Source organism: Pontibacter actiniarum, from assembly GCF_003585765.1.
Taxonomy (GTDB): domain Bacteria; phylum Bacteroidota; class Bacteroidia; order Cytophagales; family Hymenobacteraceae; genus Pontibacter; species Pontibacter actiniarum.
Map to the genome: position 1 here is coordinate 3920450 of NZ_CP021235.1, position 17149 is coordinate 3937598.

General features: G+C 51.8%; 20 protein-coding genes. 10 read left to right on the forward strand and 10 right to left on the reverse strand.

Features of this window, described 5'->3' with window-relative positions; genetic code table 11:
• Positions 1-322: 322 nt before the first annotated feature.
• Together CA264_RS16855 and CA264_RS16860 are read left to right on the forward strand one after the other, a co-directional pair.
• Entirely contained in the window at positions 323-2707 is a 2385-nt protein-coding gene (locus CA264_RS16855; protein WP_025608564.1) for a ribonucleoside-diphosphate reductase subunit alpha, read from the forward strand.
• A 70-nt stretch (positions 2708-2777) separates the two neighbouring features.
• A complete protein-coding gene (locus tag CA264_RS16860) occupies positions 2778-4262 on the forward strand; it encodes a P-loop NTPase fold protein (protein ID WP_025608565.1) in 1485 nt (494 codons plus the stop codon).
• 513 nt (positions 4263-4775) lie between these two features.
• Here CA264_RS16860 and CA264_RS16865 read toward each other — a convergent pair.
• From CA264_RS16865 to CA264_RS16875, 4 genes are all read right to left on the reverse strand, one after another.
• Positions 4776-5180, reverse strand: a complete 405-nt coding sequence (locus CA264_RS16865; protein WP_025608566.1) for a hypothetical protein — start codon at positions 5178-5180, stop codon at positions 4776-4778.
• A gap of 272 nt (positions 5181-5452) precedes the next feature.
• Entirely contained in the window at positions 5453-6019 is a 567-nt protein-coding gene (locus CA264_RS16870) for a hypothetical protein (RefSeq protein ID WP_051364503.1), read from the reverse strand.
• A 6-nt stretch (positions 6020-6025) separates the two neighbouring features.
• Positions 6026-6163 (reverse strand): hypothetical protein, encoded by a 138-nt coding sequence (locus CA264_RS21925; protein WP_157593727.1) that lies wholly within the window; start codon positions 6161-6163, stop codon positions 6026-6028.
• Positions 6164-6341: 178 nt separating this feature from the next.
• Entirely contained in the window at positions 6342-6971 is a 630-nt protein-coding gene (locus tag CA264_RS16875; protein ID WP_084196275.1) for an OmpA family protein, read from the reverse strand.
• 275 nt (positions 6972-7246) lie between these two features.
• Between CA264_RS16875 and CA264_RS16880 the strand changes: the two genes are divergently transcribed.
• Positions 7247-8779: an FAD-dependent oxidoreductase gene (locus tag CA264_RS16880; RefSeq protein WP_025608568.1), complete on the forward strand. Its 1533-nt coding sequence runs from the start codon at positions 7247-7249 to the stop codon at positions 8777-8779.
• 40 nt (positions 8780-8819) lie between these two features.
• Here CA264_RS16880 and CA264_RS16885 read toward each other — a convergent pair whose 3' ends face one another.
• The 3 genes from CA264_RS16885 to CA264_RS16895 form a co-directional block, all read right to left on the reverse strand.
• On the reverse strand, positions 8820-9236 hold the full coding sequence (locus tag CA264_RS16885) for a hypothetical protein (protein WP_036777342.1): 417 nt from the start codon (positions 9234-9236) through the stop codon (positions 8820-8822).
• 118 nt (positions 9237-9354) lie between these two features.
• Positions 9355-9975 carry an OmpA family protein gene (locus tag CA264_RS16890; RefSeq protein WP_162912095.1) on the reverse strand — a complete coding sequence of 207 codons (621 nt, stop codon included), beginning with the start codon at positions 9973-9975 and terminating at the stop codon, positions 9355-9357.
• A 149-nt stretch (positions 9976-10124) separates the two neighbouring features.
• Positions 10125-11765 carry a T9SS type A sorting domain-containing protein gene (locus tag CA264_RS16895; protein WP_025608571.1) on the reverse strand — a complete coding sequence of 547 codons (1641 nt, stop codon included), beginning with the start codon at positions 11763-11765 and terminating at the stop codon, positions 10125-10127.
• Positions 11766-12235: 470 nt separating this feature from the next.
• Between CA264_RS16895 and CA264_RS16900 the strand changes: the two genes are divergently transcribed.
• On the forward strand, positions 12236-12622 hold the full coding sequence (locus tag CA264_RS16900) for an Hsp20/alpha crystallin family protein (protein ID WP_025608572.1): 387 nt from the start codon (positions 12236-12238) through the stop codon (positions 12620-12622).
• Positions 12623-12691: 69 nt separating this feature from the next.
• Here the strand turns inward: CA264_RS16900 and CA264_RS16905 are convergent, their stop codons facing one another.
• The 3 genes from CA264_RS16905 to CA264_RS22260 form a co-directional block, all read right to left on the reverse strand.
• Positions 12692-12955, reverse strand: coding sequence for a hypothetical protein (locus tag CA264_RS16905; protein WP_157593728.1), 264 nt, complete (start codon positions 12953-12955; stop codon positions 12692-12694).
• A gap of 166 nt (positions 12956-13121) precedes the next feature.
• Positions 13122-13301 carry a hypothetical protein gene (locus tag CA264_RS16910; RefSeq protein ID WP_025608574.1) on the reverse strand — a complete coding sequence of 60 codons (180 nt, stop codon included), beginning with the start codon at positions 13299-13301 and terminating at the stop codon, positions 13122-13124.
• Positions 13302-13368: 67 nt separating this feature from the next.
• A complete protein-coding gene (locus tag CA264_RS22260; RefSeq protein WP_237151137.1) occupies positions 13369-13506 on the reverse strand; it encodes a hypothetical protein in 138 nt (45 codons plus the stop codon).
• A gap of 340 nt (positions 13507-13846) precedes the next feature.
• Between CA264_RS22260 and CA264_RS16920 the strand changes: the two genes are divergently transcribed.
• The 6 genes from CA264_RS16920 to CA264_RS16945 all read left to right on the forward strand — a co-directional run bounded on the left by CA264_RS16920 (position 13847) and on the right by CA264_RS16945 (position 17035).
• Entirely contained in the window at positions 13847-14182 is a 336-nt protein-coding gene (locus CA264_RS16920; RefSeq protein ID WP_025608576.1) for an N-acetyltransferase, read from the forward strand.
• Entirely contained in the window at positions 14179-14484 is a 306-nt protein-coding gene (locus CA264_RS16925) for a hypothetical protein (protein ID WP_025608577.1), read from the forward strand. Before CA264_RS16920 ends, CA264_RS16925 begins: the two co-directional genes overlap by 4 nt.
• 30 nt (positions 14485-14514) lie before the next feature.
• On the forward strand, positions 14515-15258 hold the full coding sequence (locus tag CA264_RS16930) for a hypothetical protein (protein WP_025608578.1): 744 nt from the start codon (positions 14515-14517) through the stop codon (positions 15256-15258).
• 123 nt (positions 15259-15381) lie between these two features.
• Positions 15382-16098 (forward strand): alpha/beta fold hydrolase, encoded by a 717-nt coding sequence (locus CA264_RS16935; protein WP_025608579.1) that lies wholly within the window; start codon positions 15382-15384, stop codon positions 16096-16098.
• A gap of 3 nt (positions 16099-16101) precedes the next feature.
• Entirely contained in the window at positions 16102-16539 is a 438-nt protein-coding gene (locus CA264_RS16940) for a septal ring lytic transglycosylase RlpA family protein (protein WP_025608580.1), read from the forward strand.
• Between the two features lie 130 nt (positions 16540-16669).
• Positions 16670-17035 (forward strand): hypothetical protein, encoded by a 366-nt coding sequence (locus CA264_RS16945; RefSeq protein ID WP_157593729.1) that lies wholly within the window; start codon positions 16670-16672, stop codon positions 17033-17035.
• Positions 17036-17149: the final 114 nt, after the last annotated feature.

The following is a 17149-nucleotide window of genomic DNA, read 5'->3' on the forward strand; positions in this document are numbered from 1 at the left end:
ACCTCCCACCTAAACTTACACCATTACCTTTACAAACCTCACCGGGCGCCCGAGGGGCTACAGCAGCGACCGTAACAGCAGCCCGGCCAAGCAAAGTTGGCATCACCGCCACCTGGATAGGGAAATCTCATCCCTGCTATATAGTAAAAGCATTGGCTTTACCCAGTAACCGTTTGTACTACAACGGCTTATACTTTTGTACGCGTATGAGCTTGAGTGTACGCTTACCCGATGAACACCCGCCTGCTGCGTCGGCAGAGGCTTACCTATATATTCTATAATTAAGAACCCGAGGCCTTTAACCTCGCTAATTGTATACGCTATGTTAGTAGTTAAACGAGACGGCAGACGCGAGTCCGTCAAATTCGACAAAATCACCGCACGCATCGAGAAGCTGTGCTATGGCCTCCACATGGACTATGTATCGCCGATTGAGGTGGCCAAGAAGGTGATCGACGGTATTTATGACGGCGTAACGACCGTAGAGCTGGACAACCTGGCGGCTGAGACAGCCGCCTCGCTGACGACGAAGCACCCGGACTACGCAGTGCTTGCCGCGCGTGTGGCCATTTCTAACCTGCACAAGGTTACGAGCAAATCGTTCTCCAACACCATGAAGCGCCTCTATACCTACGAGGACCCAAAAACTGGTGAGAACGCCTCGCTTATCGCCAAGGATGTGTATGAGATCATCAGGAAGCACGCCGCCCTGCTCGACTCTACCATCATCTACGACCGCGACTACAACTACGACTACTTCGGTTACAAGACACTGGAGCGCTCTTACCTGCTTCGCCTGGACGGCAAGATTGTGGAGCGCCCGCAGCATATGTTAATGCGCGTGGCCGTGGGTATACACAAGGAAGACATTGAATCTGCCATCGAGACGTATAATCTCATGTCTGAGAAGTGGTTTACCCACGCCACGCCAACATTATTCAACGCCGGCACGCCTAAGCCACAGCTGTCGTCGTGCTTCCTGCTCACCATGAAGGACGATAGCATCCCGGGCATTTACGATACCCTGAAGCAGTGCGCGCAGATTTCGCAGAGCGCCGGCGGTATCGGCCTGAGCATTCACAACGTGCGTGCCACAGGCTCCTACATCAAAGGCACCAACGGTACCTCCAACGGTATCATCCCGATGCTGAAGGTGTTTAACGACACAGCCCGCTATGTAGACCAGGGCGGTGGCAAGCGCAAAGGCGCCTTTGCTGTTTACCTGGAGCCATGGCATGCGGATATATTCGATTTCCTGGACCTGAAGAAGAACCACGGCAAGGAAGAGAATCGCGCCCGCGACCTGTTCTATGCTCTCTGGACGCCGGACTTGTTTATGAAGCGCGTGGAGGAGAACGGCGACTGGAGCCTGTTCTGCCCGCACGAAGCACCAGGCCTGGCCGATAGCTGGGGCAAAGACTTTGAGCGCCTCTACGAGAAGTATGAGCGCGAAGGCCGCGCCCGCAAAACTATCAAGGCGCAGGAGCTTTGGTTCGCCGTACTGGAGTCTCAGGTAGAAACAGGTACGCCTTACATGCTGTACAAGGATGCCGCCAACAGCAAGAGCAACCAGCAGAACCTGGGCACCATCAAGAGCTCTAACCTGTGCACCGAGATTATGGAGTACACCAGCGCCGATGAGGTAGCCGTTTGCAACCTGGCCTCGCTGGCACTGCCGCGCTTTGTAACAGAGGATGAGCATGGCAACAAGACTTTCGACCACCAGAAGCTGTTTGATGTAACCTACCATGCCACTGTTAACCTGAACAAGGTTATCGACATAAACTATTACCCGGTACCGGAGGCACAGAACTCTAACCTGCGCCACCGCCCGATCGGTTTGGGTGTGCAAGGCCTGGCCGACACCTTTATTCACCTGCGCATGCCGTTCGAGAGCGATGAGGCGCGCGGCCTGAACAAGGATATCTTCGAGACGATTTACTTTGCCTCTATGACGGCCTCTAAGGACCTGGCGAAGAAGCAGGGAGCGTACGAGACGTTCAAAGGCTCTCCGCTGTCAGAAGGCAAGTTCCAGTTCGACCTGTGGGGTGTAACGCCGGAAAGCGGCCGTTGGGACTGGGAAACTCTGCGCAGCGAAGTAGTGGAGCACGGTGTGCGCAACTCGCTGCTGGTAGCGCCTATGCCTACAGCCTCTACGGCACAGATCCTGGGCAACAACGAGTCGTTTGAGCCTTATACTTCTAACATTTACCTGCGCCGCGTGCTGTCTGGTGAGTTTATGGTGGTAAACAAGCACCTGCTGAAGGACCTGATCGCCCTGGGCATCTGGAACGACCGCATGAAAAACGATATTATCGCCGCGAACGGTTCTATCCAGGATATCCCGACTATCCCGCAGCACATCAAAGACCTGTACAAAACAGTGTGGGAGATCAGCCAGCGTACGGTAATCGACATGAGCGCTGACCGCGGTGCCTACATCTGCCAGAGCCAGTCGCTGAACCTGCACGTGATGAACGTGAACTTCGGCAAGCTGACCTCCATGCACTTCCACGCCTGGAAGAAAGGCCTGAAAACAGGTATGTACTACCTGCGCACCAAGTCTGCGGTAGACGCCATCAAGTTTACCGTAGAGAAACAGGCCGCCGAAACACTCTCGCCGGTTTACAACAACCAGGACCAGAATCGCAGCGACATGAGCTGCTCCCTGGATAACCCAGACGCTTGCGAAGCTTGCGGATCGTAATTTTAAGACAAGTTGATAACATAAAAGGCCACTATCTTACAAATAGTGGCCTTTTTCATTCTTTATAAAGATGGCACTTGAAATCTCTATAGATAAGCAACAGGCAAGCTTTGAAAACCATTTAGATGATCTCCAAAATGAGAGAATCATCTTCTCAGGCATGTTTGGGATAGGCAAAAGTTATTTTTTGAAAAAATTCTTTGATAGTAACCAGAGCAAATATTTAGCAGTTAGCCTAACTCCTGTAAACTATTCTATATCTAATAATGATGACATATTCAGACTTATAAAGTATGATATCTTATACGAGCTTATTGTCAGCCACAAGTTAGAGTTAGAATCAGAGGTCATTAAAAGACACATTGCATACGGCACCGTCTTATCATCTAAAGCAGGTTCCATACTTGAGGATCTTTTAAGCATTGCTCCCTTGCTAAACAAAAGCTTAAGAGGAACAGAAGAACATTTTAGTCCTACTCCGTTCATAACATTTTTAAGGAAGATTATTCCTCAAATTGAGAAAATAGAGACGCAAAGGAGAGATGCAAATTTAAATCAGAGGGTTTTAAACTATATAAGAGATCTAGAGAAATCAACTCTCTTTGAATCAGATTTTATTACTGGGTTTATAGTTGATTCTTTAAACAGATTATCAAAGAAAGAGGGACAGGAAAGTCTAAAAAAGGTATTAATTATCGATGACTTAGACAGAATAGATCCTGAACATATTTTTAGGCTCTTCAATATTTTTAGTACACACCTAAGTCATGGGAAGTCAAACACAAACAAGTTTGATTTTGACAAAGTCATCTTTGTCTGTGATATTGGAAATATTAAAAACATCTTTTCAGCACGGTACGGAGTTAGCACAGACTTCAGCGGATATATTGACAAATTCTACAGCACAGAAATATTCCACTTCGATAACAGTGCTGAGGTTGCAGGATTTACAAATACTTTAATTGCAAGTATAAAATTCAATAGCAGCCATAATTTAATTCAGGAATGCCTTGTTGGGGATAATAGTTTGCTCTATTATCTGATAAAGCAGTTTGTATCTAGCGGCACCCTAAACATGAGACGCATAGATTATATCTTTGAAAACAGATTTAGTCTTAAAGAAAGAGATATAACTATTAATGGAAGCGAGATGCATTTCCCAAATTGGAAGCTGCCAGCAATAATAGCTTTAGAGATACTGTCTTGGGTTTATGGCGATGTAGCCGCTTTAGAAAATGCCTTAGCTAAAACGGCTCTATTCGAGAAAAGCAGAACAGTTAGTTTGAATACAAAGTTAAAGTTAGCAAGGTATTTTATACCAATTATAGATGCAGCTCAACATAGCTTCAATGAACAAGGGCCTGTTATAAACCTTAAATTAGAAGGGCAGGCTGTTAGATACAGACTAACATACGATCGTCGTTCCAATGACAGAGACTTCTATTCTGCAGAAATAATTGATAAAGCAGACCTAGAAGGCGTTAATCTGTTCGATCTTATTAGACTGGCTTTAGGAGTACTTAATACCTCCGGCTACTTTAAGAAAAATCATTAACTAAAAGCACCCATTACACAGACCTCGCGGTGTCCAAAAGCCCCGCGAGCGTCTACCCCTCCAACTCCCTTTCCACGAAGGAACAAACCGCCTATCCACCCCAGACGCGCGCAGGAGCTGCGCACGCTGCGAGGTCTATTTGCGTTGCGATTCTTATACTTGGTTAGGACGCATCTCCTTGCATGAGCGGGGCTATACTTTCAAAATAGGCGGCGTTTATCTCATGGCAGGCAACAGACCCTTCCCTGCCTCCAAACCACGCCAGTACCTCGTCGCGCTGCCGCGCCGTTTTGCCTGCTGAAAGTATACTTCGATAGGAGGAAAGCGGCTACCTGCTGAAATCACTTATCAGGCCGTGGTGCCGAGGGTTAAAGTGGATGTAAAAGACCAGCCGGGTAAAGTATACATCAGAGAATACTTTAGAAATAAACCACGCCTAAGCTTGAAAGAGCCAGGCTTCGGAAACTGCGAGAGCGTGTTTATGCTTTGTTAAAAGCACCAGACAAGTGGCCCCTACAGCGGCTCCATCAGCCAGGCCAGCGCTTCCTGCTCATCAGAAAAGTCTCGGAACAGAAGGTTGAGGTCATAGGTGTGTCCTTTGTCGATCATCACCTCCACCGACTGCAGGTTTTCTTCAAACTGGGAGGGGAGCCGGGCCATGCGCAGCAACGCACTGGAGGCAACCCGCGGCACATACACCTCCAGGCTCCAGCGCAGGTCAGCAGGGCTTATTGCTTCCATCAGGCGGTCGTCGGCCAGCCAGCGGGTTAAAGCAAAGCGGTCAATCATGTCCAGCAACAGCAGGTAAGCCTCCCGTAGCTCTGGCCCCTGCAGGCGGCCTCTCCATACGGCTTTCCCTAACTTTGCTTCCTTATCATAAAGAAAGGTAACGTTGTTGTTTTTAAAATATACTTGCATTGTGGTTGCCCACCCCGGTCAGATGAAGGCCCTTAGCAGGCCTGTACGTGTGATTTAGCGCAGTACTAAACTCGTGTCTAGCACTTATGGCCGCAAAACTACTAAAAATAACTCCACCGGCCACAACTCCCTGGCAACTACTGTGAAGCACGTGCCCGCTACACGGCAACAGTGCAAACAACAGCTGTAGCAGGTCTCTGCAGGGTACCCTCACAGGCACACGAGCCGCTGAGAATTCACCCGCACCTGCTCTTCAGGCTGCTGCAGGTGCCTTAGTACAGCAAGCTAACCTCTACCGTATTGTAGAACAAGGTGGTTGTTCCCTCAAAACCGGAGTCGGTGCCGACAAGCACCCACAGGCTACCGGTGCTGTCTGTGGTTACCTGCACAGGGTTCTGCAGGTTATCCCGCCGGATCAGTTGGTAAGAGAAGTCTTCGCCGGGAATGCCGATGTTGCCCAGCACAACCATTGCTTCGCCGCCCTGCGACTGCCCGCCTTTGTCAATATTCATCCTGATATAGCCGTCCTTCTCCACCGGAACCGGCTCTGCCGTGGCGCCACCTGCCTTCAGGTACACACTTGCCCCGGGGCTACCGCCTATCCCTACCGATTGCTCCGGATACATCGAGGCCAGCTCCACCTGAAAGGTAACGTTGTACGTGTGGTTAGGCTCAAGGCCAGTGATCTGCTTCTTCATAAACATGAACAGGTCATCGCTGATGTTGCGGCCCGATATCTTCATAGCCATGCCTTCTTCGCTTACTCCGGCAGGTAGGCTGTCACGCATAAAGGTAAACTCCAGCCGTGCCGGGTCCCAGTCTTTCAGATAGTCGGCCACGCCTCCTTACCAGCCGGCGGCATCCTGCTCAAAATCGTAAACAATGTTCTCTACAGGCCTGGCAGTGCCGTCCTCGTCCTCATCACACCCAAAGCTTAGCAGAGCCAGAAGGCTTAGCAGGTAAATTTTCAAACTCGTTTTCATAGCGCTTCGTCCTCATTTTCAGTTACCACCCTCACTCCTTTATATTCTACGACCTGAAAAACAAGGTGTTAATTCTTATTGAGCAGGAAGCGGGCGCTTCACGAAGCGCAAGGCACCCCACAAAAAAAGCCGCTGACTTGTTAGCAGCGGCTTTTCCTTTTTCTGTTATTCTATGTACTTACTGCTGGCGTGTAACCACCACCACGGCTACGCGGCGGTTTAGCTGGCGGCCTCTGGCAGTTTCGTTTGTGGCTCTTGGTGCAGTCTCACCCATGGCTTCTATGGAGAGGCGCTGGGTGTCTATGCCTCCTTTGTTCTGCAGCCAGTCTTTTACTGCGTTTGCGCGTTCAGCAGAGAGCTCTTTGTTGTACTCGTTGCTCGCGCGGGCATCAGCATGGCCAAACACACGAATTTGCCCGTTTTTCGGAAGGTCCTTGATCTGGTCTACGATTTCCTGCAGCTTCTCTTCGCCTTGTGGGCGAATCTGCGCCTTATCCGTATCGAACAGCAGGCGGTCGTCCATGGTGTAAATGTTGTACTCGCTGTCTGAGCGCATTTCTACTTCAGCTCCAGCCAGCTCGTTGTTCTCCACCACAGGGGCATCCCAGTTAATGTTGGCCCAGAAGTCTTCTCCTACATCTTTTATCTCAGCGCCATCGGCTTCTATTCTACCTCGTTCGTCCTGGTAAGCGACAGCGGTATCGGCCGTTGCATCAGACAAGGTATCGTTTTCTACCTGCCCCTCCGGATCGTTACACGCGGTTAAAACACCTACTCCCAGCAACATTAATATTGTACTTTTTTTCATAGTTTCGTTTTGTTTGGTTCGTACTAAAACCTACGGAGATCACACTTTATGGTTTTTTAAAGCAGTTAACGCCCTACCCACGGGGGTACGGCAAGAACACCAATTTGCACTTTACCTTTTTGCACTACCTAAGCTTTTTATACTTCGCGCAGGGGCTGTTGCGCGGCACTTGTTCACGCTGTAAAAAGCACCCTTGGCTATAAATACAAGGCTTACAAAACCCCAAGCCCTTTTTCTGCGAAAGCTTAAGCATTACGACTGATAACCGAAGCACGATGAAAAAGACACACGTCACACAGGCTCTATGGAGCGCCACCACTGCGTTTAAAAGTTACCCCCAGCTTCCCGGCGACCTGGAGGTAGACGTCGCCATCGTCGGGGCAGGCATTACGGGGCTGAGTACGGCCTACATGCTCGCCAAAGCAGGCAAGCGGGTGGCAGTGCTGGAAGCGCTAAAGGTGGGCTCAGGCACGACCGGCTCTTCCACAGGAAACCTGTATGCGCCCATAGACGAGCGCCTGCACTCGGTGGAGTCCAAACATGACAAGGAGACCATGCGTGCTGTCGCATCCTCGCGCACGGCAGCGATAGACTTTATTGAGCAGCGGGTGCAGGAGTTTAACATAGACTGTGCGTTTACCCGTGTGCCCTGGTTCCTGTTTACCACCCCTGAGGATAACAGCGAAAGCAAAAGCAAACAGGTAGCAAAGGAGGTGGAGGCAGCCAGAGAATCGGGCTTGTCGGTACGTGAAGAGGCTCCCGAAGACTTTCCTTACCAGGTGGACACTATCGCTAACATTGCCCACCAGGCGCAGTTTAACCCGCTGAAGTACGTGCAGGGTTTGGCCGCCGCCATCGCCTCTGATAACTGCCAGATATTTGAAGGCACCACCGTGCTGGACGTAGAGGACGGCAGCCCCTGCGTGGTGCACACCCAGCAGGGCAAGGTTACAGCCCAGCAGGTGATCATGGCCACCCACTCACCCAAAGGCATTTACGCGGTGCACACAGCCATGGAAGCTTACCGGGAGTATGCGATGGCGGTGCGCCTGAAGGGTGACGTGCCGGCAGGAGGCATTTACTGGCACCAGATGGAGCAACAGCACCACTCCGTGCGCCCCTACAGCAACGATGAAGGCAATTTTCTCCTCGTGCTGGGCGAGCCACACGTGGTGGGCCATAAGGAGCACAACGAGGAGAGTTTCCTTAAACTTGAGGCATACATGAAAAAGCACTTTGAGGTAGACCACATCGTGTACAAGTGGGCAGCACAGAACTACAAGCCTGCCGATAACCTGCCTTACATCGGCACCAGCCCTACCCAAAGCAACACGTACATTGCCACAGGCTTCGCCGCCGACGGCTTGGTCTGGGGCACTGTGGCCAGCATGGTTCTCAGTGACACAATACAGGGGAAGGAGAACAAATGGGCCAGGACCTTTGACCCGAAGCGCTTTACACCGGTTGCCTCCTCCAAGAAGTTTGTAAAGGAAAACATGCACGTGGCAAAGCACCTGGTCAAGGACTACCTGTTCTACGACAAAGAAACGCAGCTGAAGGACTTAAAACCGGGTGAGGGCAAAACGCTGGAAATAGACGATGAGAAACTGGCCGCCTACCGGGATGAGGAAGGCAAACTGCACGTCGTGTCGTCGGTGTGCACCCATATGGGCTGTGTCGTGCACTTTAACAACGCCGAAAAAAGCTGGGACTGCCCATGCCACGGCAGCCGCTTCTCTGTGGAGGGCGAGGTGCTGGAGGGGCCCGCCTATCATAACCTGCCCAAGCCGGACACCACTAAACGCTGAGGCAGCGCTGGCCCGGCACAGGGCACGGCAGCTATATGGCTTAGCCCTGGCTGTGCGCGCTCAGCAGCCAGGCCAGGGCCTCCTCTTCCTGCTGAAACTCCCGGATCTCCAGTTGCTGGTCTAAGCCGTTACACTTCTCCACCATTGTGTTGATGGCCTCCCGGGTTGCTTCGTACTGAGAGGGAAGGTTGGCGAGGCGCAGCATTGGCCCCGCTAACAGCTTGGGCACAAACACCCGCACACTCCACTCCAGGTCGTCCGGCAGGATGGGCTTCATCCTGCGGTTATCGCCCAGCCAGCACGTCAGCTCAAAACGGTCGATCATTTCCAGGCACAGCAGGGAAGCCTCCCGAAACTCTGCCCCCAACAGGCTACCGTTCCAGATGGCGTGCCCCATGCGCAGCTCAAGGTCATAGTATAAGCGAACGAAGGAATTCTGAAAGTACAGTTGCTGCATAGGCTTACTGATTGTTATATAGCAATATAGCATAAACAGGGACATTGCTCCAGCTGTTCACTAAAAAAGCAAAGAAGCAGCTTGGAGGGCTGCTTCTTTGTGATTAGCGTGCAACTACTTACTGTTGCTCCATCACCACTATTTCCACGCGGCGGTTCTGCTGGCGCCCCTGTGCGGTAGCATTGGTCGCCTCTGGCATTCTCTCACCCATCGAAACGATTTTCATTTTGGACGTGTCGATTTGGCTGTTGTTCATCAGCCAGTCCTCCACGTTCTTGGCGCGCTCACGGGCCAGCTCTCTGTTGTACTCTTTGCTGGCCAGCGAATCTGTAAAGCCGTAAACTCTGATTTTGCCTACCTGGTCGCGGCTTTTGATATTGTTTGCAATCTCCTTTAGTTTCTCCTCCCCACTTGGGCGAATCTTTGCCTTATCCAGGTCAAACATGATGTCTTCCCCCACAGAGTAGATGCGGTAGTTGCCCGTTCCCCGAACCTCCACGCCTGTGCGCTCCAGGTTTGGCTCGCTGATGGTAGGCGCCCCGAAATCCACTTCTTTAAATTCTTCCTCGTCGGCCTCCAAAGTACCCGACATCACATTGCTTTCATCATACATAACAGCAGTGTCTGCATCGGCTATCTCCCGCACCTCGGCAGCGCTGTCTACATTATCCTCTCGTGTTTCGTTACAGCCCACCAGTACACCGGCTGCCAGTAAGATGCTTGTTAGTTTAAGTTTCATGCTTTTCATAGTTTGGTTTAGATAGTATGTACGAAGGGAGGTCCGCTTCGTTTACAACACCCTGTCCTACAGCATCTACTAAAAATAAACCCCGACTTCCGAACGGAAAACCGGGGTTCTTTGAACGAACGAAGTAAAACTCTTTCTATTTATTGCTTGATGAAGCGTTGGGTCTGGCGCTGCGTGCCATCTGTTACCGTTACGAAGTACATACCGCGCTGCAAAGCCTGCACCGGCATTACGAACTCGCGGCTCTGCGCCGTGTAGCTGCCTACCTGGCGGCCGTTGGCATCGGTCACCGTTACCTGTGCGTTATCCAGCGCCAGGCTCACCGTTACCTCAGAAGAAGCCACTGTAGGGTATACCTTGGCAATGGCCCCGCCAACCATCTGCGCCTGCTTTGCATCCACTTTCAGCGCTACTACTTTTGAGAAGTCCTCGGTGCCGTCAAAGTCGACCTGGCGCAGACGGTAATAGTTGTCACCGGCTGCCGGGGCTGTGTCGGTAAAGCTGTAGTCAAGGCGCACGCTGCTGTTGCCGTGGCCTCTCACTTCACCAATCTTGCTGAAGGTTTTGCCATCCTGGCTGCGCTCTACCTCAAACCTATCGTTGTTAAGCTCCATGGCCGTGGCCCAGCTCAGCTTAACGTTGCCGTACTGAACGGCGCCTTTGAAGGTGATCAGCTCTACCGGGAGAGGGGTAGCCGACTGGTAACCGTTGAAGTTACCGAACGAAATACCCTGCCGGCCTTTGTCTATGCCCAGGTTGTAGTAGCTAACGTTTATTTCTTTTACTTCCTCCCCAAAAGCCACGGTGATGTTACCTCCTTCTGAGCTGTTATCAACAGCGGCCAGGCCTTTGAACGAGCTGTTGTTTGCGTTGAACTGTGCGTTGGCGGCGTTTTTCACGAAGCTTTTGGTGGCACGTACCACGTTGCCCGCCTTGTCAACCCCTGTCACCACCAGGCTGTCGATAAACTGATTCGTTGTGGTGGTTCTGTCCACGTCAAAGATGTTGAAAGTCACATCCTGCATCATGGCATCGAACTGAATTTTAACATGGGTGCCCTCTGTTTTAGATGCGCCGGTCTGTGTAATAGAAAAGCTTTGGCTTGATCTCGGAAACTCCGTGTTACCCACCACGCTGCTTTCTAACACGACCCCGTTTCCCTTGGTCATCGACCAGTACATCGGCACTTCGTTTAGCTGGTAAGGGGCGGCACTTTTAGGGGCCGAGGCAACCAAAGGGTTCTCGCCGGCCGGCCTTGTGCTCCACTTAAACATGTTTGGAAGAGAGGCAACCTCAAGATCGTCTATATAATAAGAGTAGTTTTTGATGGCCGTTGTCTCAAAGTAAATCTGAACGTTGCTGTAGTTGCTGGACAGCGGGATCACGACTTCGTTCGCTACGGCTGTCCCGAGGGTTATTCTCGTGTCTACCGGCACTTTCTGTACGGCACCGTTGCCGATTTTGTAGCAAAGGAACACGTTGCTGTCAAACCCGCTGCTTTGCCCGTTGTTGCTCTGGCGCACCCCTGTCCACTTAACTCTTATGTCAGCATCCAGGGCACTGATTGGTTTTGTGATGTTAGCTTGCACTACGCTTGTTGCAGATCCGCTTGTTTGAGTCGTCATATAAACCCCGCTATAGACAAACCAGGAGCCGTTTGTTACTGCGGCAACGTTTGTTTGGGAGGAGCTGGAAAAGTTTTCGCTTACCAACACTACCTGCGCCTGTGCTGCACAGGTGAAAAGAGCTAGTAAAAGGATAAGGGTGTAAAGTTTCTTCATGGCCGACTTCGTTTCGTTCGGTGTTTCTAATGAAAGAAATATGCCAAGAGCTCTATTTCTTGCTTTACCAAGGCCCGGAAGCGAATAACCCTCCGACACAGCACAGTGTATCAGGCAGTTACCCTATGTTAAGAAATTGTCTTGGTGCCCACAGCAGGCTGCGCAGCAGGAGAACTTTTCCCAATTATGGATTTTTTAACACCAAACGGGAAACACATTCCAGAACTGAACATTACCTCCGGATCGGAAGCAGCATCAGAAATAGCACTGGTTGGAGTGGGGTAGATACAAGCATCGAAGGCAGATGCAGCACTGTTGCAATGACAATATGACGGGCAGAATCAGCCTCAACAGCCTGACTATAGCCATTTTGGCACACCCATTCACATTAAAACAGCCCCTGCGGCCCGTAGCCAGTTTGGCACCGGGTTTGCATTATAGCTACCGTAATCAGAAAGAAGGAGAAAGACATGAAACTGATAAAAGATAAAGAGTTCTTAAAAAATATCGCTTATCAGATCGACCTGCTAAACACGCTGGGCGGTGGTGTGAGCGAGACTTACGTAGATATAAAGAAATACAAGAAAGGCGCTGTTATACATGTATCGGCCGCTGGCATAAACCCGGAGTCGTTCAAGGTGGTGCTTAACAACAATCAACTAACGCTGTTCTCGGTGCTTCGCAGCAAAGAGAACCCCGAGATGGGTGCCCCTATGTTTAACAGAACATTTATGCTGCCCCCGCAGGTAGATCTGGGCCGTATTGAGGCAGTGCAGGAGAACGGGCAGCTACAGGTAAGGCTACCGTACCACGAAGGCACCGGCCAGCCGCGGGAAATTGAGATCAAACAACTTTAAAAGTATAAATAGGCATAAAAGCGAGAGGCTACCCCAATGGAGGTAGCCTCTCGCTTTTATGCCTATGCGTTATAGGAACTTCGCTTTAATGATTGAGGTCAGGAAGTCGTACACTTCCACCGTCTCCTTGTCGAAGTCGAAGGTGTTGAAGCGCTCGGCATTGGTCTGCTCCACGCGGCAGCCGTTTTCTATCATCATAAAAATCAGCTCGCGCAGGCGGTAAGGGTGGCCCGCGATATTCAGCACACACACCACATCGCTGCTCTCCACCTGCAGGAACATGTGCTGCACGTGGTTCTCATCGGCCATTATTCTCTCTTGCGTCTTATTCATGTGTTAACCTTTGGCTATACTATACAAGCACGAAAACACACAAAAAGTGCCAAGCCTAGTGCAGCTGCAGTGCCTCAGGAACAGTTTCTTCATTTTACCCCTGTTTATACTTTGCTGCGTACAAAACACCAGTACATTGCCCGCCAGGGCAGGGGAGAGGGTGGGGCTACGGCCGCGGGTGCTCTTTGCGCCAGCCCACCACCAGCAGTATAAACCAAATGGGGTACAGCGGCGACAGCGCAGAGGCAATGTAAGGGTCGACGGCGAAAAACAGCACCACCTGCAACACCAGGTTTAGGGCGGCACCTATCAGGGCAATTTTGTAGTATGGGTTTTTCAGGTTCATAGGCAAATGGAGTCTAGCGTAATCAGGAGCCTCTGCAGGGGCGAAGCCATAAAAAAACCCGGCCGGGTTACGGTCGGGTGTTCATTAAACGAAAGGCCTCTGCCCTCGTTATACTCTTTTCTATGATCAGGGGCGGATCCTTTTCCTTCGCCACCACCAGCTTGAACTTATTGTTCATATCCTGGTAGAAAATAAGCGTGGTCAAATCTTCATATCCTACGCTGAAGATCTTCCTTGTCCCCCCATCGGCATAAAAATTATATTTATCTAACGTTATATTTCGTAATAGCTTCATATCCCTACAATCTCCTGGTATTTTAACGCGGAACGCCCTGCGTAATGTTTCAAAAAGTTTGAAAGGTGCAAGCAGATTCTTTAGAAATTCATACAATTGATAAACAGCTATTTAAGATTTAAAGGGCCTAAATTTACAGTATAAGCCTGCATTTGCGCTGTTTCAGCAACTCCTTGCGCCTACTAAAAACAGTGCAAAAAACAGGCCACAATAAACCATATTCACTATACTTCTATACTTATACTTGAGCATGAACGCCTGCACCCGGCTAACGCTGCCCCAGCGCCACTACCATATGGCGGGCGCTTTTGATGCAGCAGAAAAATGCGTAGGTTTATCTTACTTCTGGATAGCGACCAAGCTCACAAGCGGCAAGCACCGGGAGGCAGACAGCTTGGTGGTGGGAGAGTCGCACCGCGGCGCTGGCAGGCTGCTCTCCGGTTGGATGCCACAGCTGGCGCGGCAGGGGCAGCGCGACACAGTGGTGCAGGATGCGTATGCAAGCAACAGTGCCGCCCACCGCTTTTATTTCCGAGAGGGCTTCCATATCAAGCGTTACCACTTTTATAAAAGTATAAACACATGAGCAGCGGCAACCGCACCTGGCTTTACTGGCTATTTTACTTTATCCTTTTTGAGGTGGTGGTCTTCTTCGGGCTGCAGTGGCTGCTGTCCGGCATGGGCATAAGCAACCAGCACCAGCCCGAAAACACCATTGTACCGAACTGGGTGAAGGCGGTTACGTTTATACTGCTTTACCTGCTCTGCCTGCTGGCCGTGGTAATGGTGGTAAGCAACGCTGTGCCGAGCAAGCACCGCCGCCAGCTGATGCGCTGGGTTTACCTGGCCCTGCTTGGCATGCTGGTGATGCTGGTGTTCCTGTTCTAAAAAGAGAGTATAACTTTGTATATTGTAAGTATGATGAAGAGCAAAAACGTACTACCGCTACTGCTGTGCCTCCTGCTTGGCTTCTCGGCCGCGGGCCAGACAGGCAACGGCCAGGGCCGCTACTTTGTGCAGCTGCAGAACGGCCAGATAATATACGCCAACAAACTACAGTACAAGTCACCGATCTTTAAGTCGAACCACTTCCTGCTCGACGACTCGCTGAAGTATAACCCCAGCGCCGTGGCTGTTTTCCAGAACGAAGACGGCTTCTTCGCCCGCGTGGATGCAGGCAACAGCTACGACTCCTTCGCCAAGCGCATCACCGACGGCCCCCGCATCGACAGGTTCTATACTTCCCGCACCACCTACGACTATGGCTACGGCTATTCTCCGTACGGCTACGGCGGGCCACGCACCAGCCGCAAGCGGATCTACTTTTTCTCTAAAGACAACGGCCCCCTCTACCTCATGGATTTCGACAACCTGGAGATGGCCCTCTCAGACAACGCCTCCAGCATGGCCCTGCTCAGCCGCTACAAAAAAGACAAGCTGATTAACACGGGCGTGTCTATTTTAGGAGCCGGCTTGCTGGCAGTGGGAGCCGTCAAGTCCATCAACGATTCGCAGGAGGTGAACGGCAGCACCGAGCTAAACGTGTCCCCGCTCATGTATGCCGGCGCAGGCGTGCTGGGAGCGCAGCTTGTAATCAACCTCTTCCGGAAAGACAAGCTGGCGCAGGCCGTGGAAGTATACAACTACCAACTGAAACAGTAAAGGCACCAGCTCCTGTCACCGTGGCATGTTTACCGCAACAGCTGGCGTTTTATAGCCACTGCCGGTGTACAACCGCGCTGATTATGCTTAACTTTGGGTAGAGCGCCCTAAACTTCTCATAAGATGCAAAACCTACTGCTGCTGCACGGTGCCCTCGGCTCCGCCGCCATGCTGAAGCCGCTACAGGAGGCCCTTCAGAATAATTTCAGCGTGTACACCCTGGACTTCTCGGGCCACGGCGGAAAGCCGCTGCCACAGGAGCCGTTCCGAATGGAGCTTTTTGTGCAGGACATCCTGCACTTCCTGGAACAGCAACAGCTAAGTAGCACGCATGTGTTCGGCTATAGTATGGGCGGATATGCTGCCCTGAGCCTGGCACTGCAACACCCGGAGCGCATCCGCAGCGTTTACACCCTGGCCACAAAATTTGCCTGGTCTGCCGAGGCGGCCGAAAAGGAAACAAAGCTTCTGAACCCGGACAAGGTTGCGGAGAAGGTGCCGCAGTTTGCCGCTGCGCTCGCACAGCGCCACGCCCCGCAAGACTGGCGGCAGGTAATGCAGCACACGGCAGCGATGATGCGCCAGCTCGGCCAGCACCCGACCCTCACTCCGGAGTCCCTCCCGCAGCTTCAGGTGCCCGTGCAGGTGGCCGTTGGCGACCGCGACACCATGGTGACGGTGGAGGAGACGCTGTGGGCTTACCGCTTGTTGCCTAACGCCCAACTACAGGTACTGCCCAACACCCGCCACCCGTTTGAGACGCTCTCCATCCAAAACTTAACGCAACACATCAGGCAATTCATCGGGCAGGTTTCCGTTGAGCCTACAGAAATACCTTAACCTATGCTTACTTTTTTACCTTTACCGCGCTACACCTCCTTCTCCCGTACGTTAAAAGGCACTGTAGCCGCCGCCATAGCTGCGGTTTGCCTTAGTTCCTGCGCCAGCTCTGCCCCTGCTTTCGGGGAGAAGGGCTACACCGAGCAAGGCAAAGCCTCCTACTACGCGCGCAAGTTCCAGGGCCGGAAAATGGCCAACGGCGACCGCTACCGCCGCGGCAAGCTAACGGCAGCCCACAAGACGCTTCCTTTTGGCACAAAGGTAAAGGTCACGAACCTGCAAACGAAGGAAACCGTGAAGGTGAAGATTACCGACCGCGGGCCTTTTGTGAGCGGCCGTGTTGTGGACCTGTCGGAAGCGGCGGCGAAGCGGGTAGGCATGCTCAAGGCCGGCGTGGTGCCCGTGCGGGTGAAGGTGGTAAAGGCCGCGAGCACCAAATAAGGAGCAGGTGTTGCAACAACAACTAACTCCCACACAGTCAGCAGGGTAAGTTCACTATCGCAAAAACGCTATTCTCTAAAATATCCTAGCTTATTCTTGATATTCATCAATTCTATTTATAGATTTGGGCATGGATAAAGTTTGGGGACAAGTGCGCGAACTATTGCCAATGGCAGCCATTGTGCTGCTATGCCTGTTCGTTATGCCCGTTGCCCAGGCATCCAACAGCAACACCACGCCAGCCAACGCCACTGTTGCGCAACAGTCTGCCGAACAGCAGAACGAGGACAAGGCCACAAAAGCCAAGCCTAAGACGGCCATCAAGCCGCGCGAGAAATCCGTGCTGGACACGGACGTGCTGGAGAGCCCTGTGGCTTACTTCCGCGACGCCTTCAGCTCTGAGGAAGACGGAACCGGCAGCACTGCGCCAAAGTCCGGCGTTGTCATGATCACGCTAAAGGCCCTGATCGCCACCCTGCTTTCCACTGTAATGTAGGGTTACTTCCCCGTTTGTTGCTGGCTACCCCTCCGAGGCCGGCACTTTTCATTTTCTCTTCTTCACAGGCACGGCAAAAGCGGCAGCGCTTCGCCAAACAAAACGCTCCTCGCC

What these genes read in the sequence shown, in the direction of transcription:
- CA264_RS16855 (WP_025608564.1), top strand. Translation starts at nt 323, where the DNA reads ATGTTAGTAGTTAAACGAGACGGCAGACGCGAGTCCGTCAAATTCGAC.
- CA264_RS16860 (WP_025608565.1), top strand. Translation starts at nt 2,778, where the DNA reads ATGGCACTTGAAATCTCTATAGATAAGCAACAGGCAAGCTTTGAAAAC.
- CA264_RS16865 (WP_025608566.1), bottom strand. Translation starts at nt 5,180, where the DNA reads ATGCAAGTATATTTTAAAAACAACAACGTTACCTTTCTTTATGATAAG.
- CA264_RS21925 (WP_157593727.1), bottom strand. Translation starts at nt 6,163, where the DNA reads ATGAAAACGAGTTTGAAAATTTACCTGCTAAGCCTTCTGGCTCTGCTA.
- CA264_RS16875 (WP_084196275.1), bottom strand. Translation starts at nt 6,971, where the DNA reads ATGAAAAAAAGTACAATATTAATGTTGCTGGGAGTAGGTGTTTTAACC.
- CA264_RS16880 (WP_025608568.1), top strand. Translation starts at nt 7,247, where the DNA reads ATGAAAAAGACACACGTCACACAGGCTCTATGGAGCGCCACCACTGCG.
- CA264_RS16885 (WP_036777342.1), bottom strand. Translation starts at nt 9,236, where the DNA reads ATGCAGCAACTGTACTTTCAGAATTCCTTCGTTCGCTTATACTATGAC.
- CA264_RS16890 (WP_162912095.1), bottom strand. Translation starts at nt 9,975, where the DNA reads ATGAAACTTAAACTAACAAGCATCTTACTGGCAGCCGGTGTACTGGTG.
- CA264_RS16895 (WP_025608571.1), bottom strand. Translation starts at nt 11,765, where the DNA reads ATGAAGAAACTTTACACCCTTATCCTTTTACTAGCTCTTTTCACCTGT.
- CA264_RS16900 (WP_025608572.1), top strand. Translation starts at nt 12,236, where the DNA reads ATGAAACTGATAAAAGATAAAGAGTTCTTAAAAAATATCGCTTATCAG.
- CA264_RS16905 (WP_157593728.1), bottom strand. Translation starts at nt 12,955, where the DNA reads ATGAATAAGACGCAAGAGAGAATAATGGCCGATGAGAACCACGTGCAG.
- CA264_RS16910 (WP_025608574.1), bottom strand. Translation starts at nt 13,301, where the DNA reads ATGAACCTGAAAAACCCATACTACAAAATTGCCCTGATAGGTGCCGCC.
- CA264_RS16920 (WP_025608576.1), top strand. Translation starts at nt 13,847, where the DNA reads ATGAACGCCTGCACCCGGCTAACGCTGCCCCAGCGCCACTACCATATG.
- CA264_RS16925 (WP_025608577.1), top strand. Translation starts at nt 14,179, where the DNA reads ATGAGCAGCGGCAACCGCACCTGGCTTTACTGGCTATTTTACTTTATC.
- CA264_RS16930 (WP_025608578.1), top strand. Translation starts at nt 14,515, where the DNA reads ATGATGAAGAGCAAAAACGTACTACCGCTACTGCTGTGCCTCCTGCTT.
- CA264_RS16935 (WP_025608579.1), top strand. Translation starts at nt 15,382, where the DNA reads ATGCAAAACCTACTGCTGCTGCACGGTGCCCTCGGCTCCGCCGCCATG.
- CA264_RS16940 (WP_025608580.1), top strand. Translation starts at nt 16,102, where the DNA reads ATGCTTACTTTTTTACCTTTACCGCGCTACACCTCCTTCTCCCGTACG.
- CA264_RS16945 (WP_157593729.1), top strand. Translation starts at nt 16,670, where the DNA reads ATGGATAAAGTTTGGGGACAAGTGCGCGAACTATTGCCAATGGCAGCC.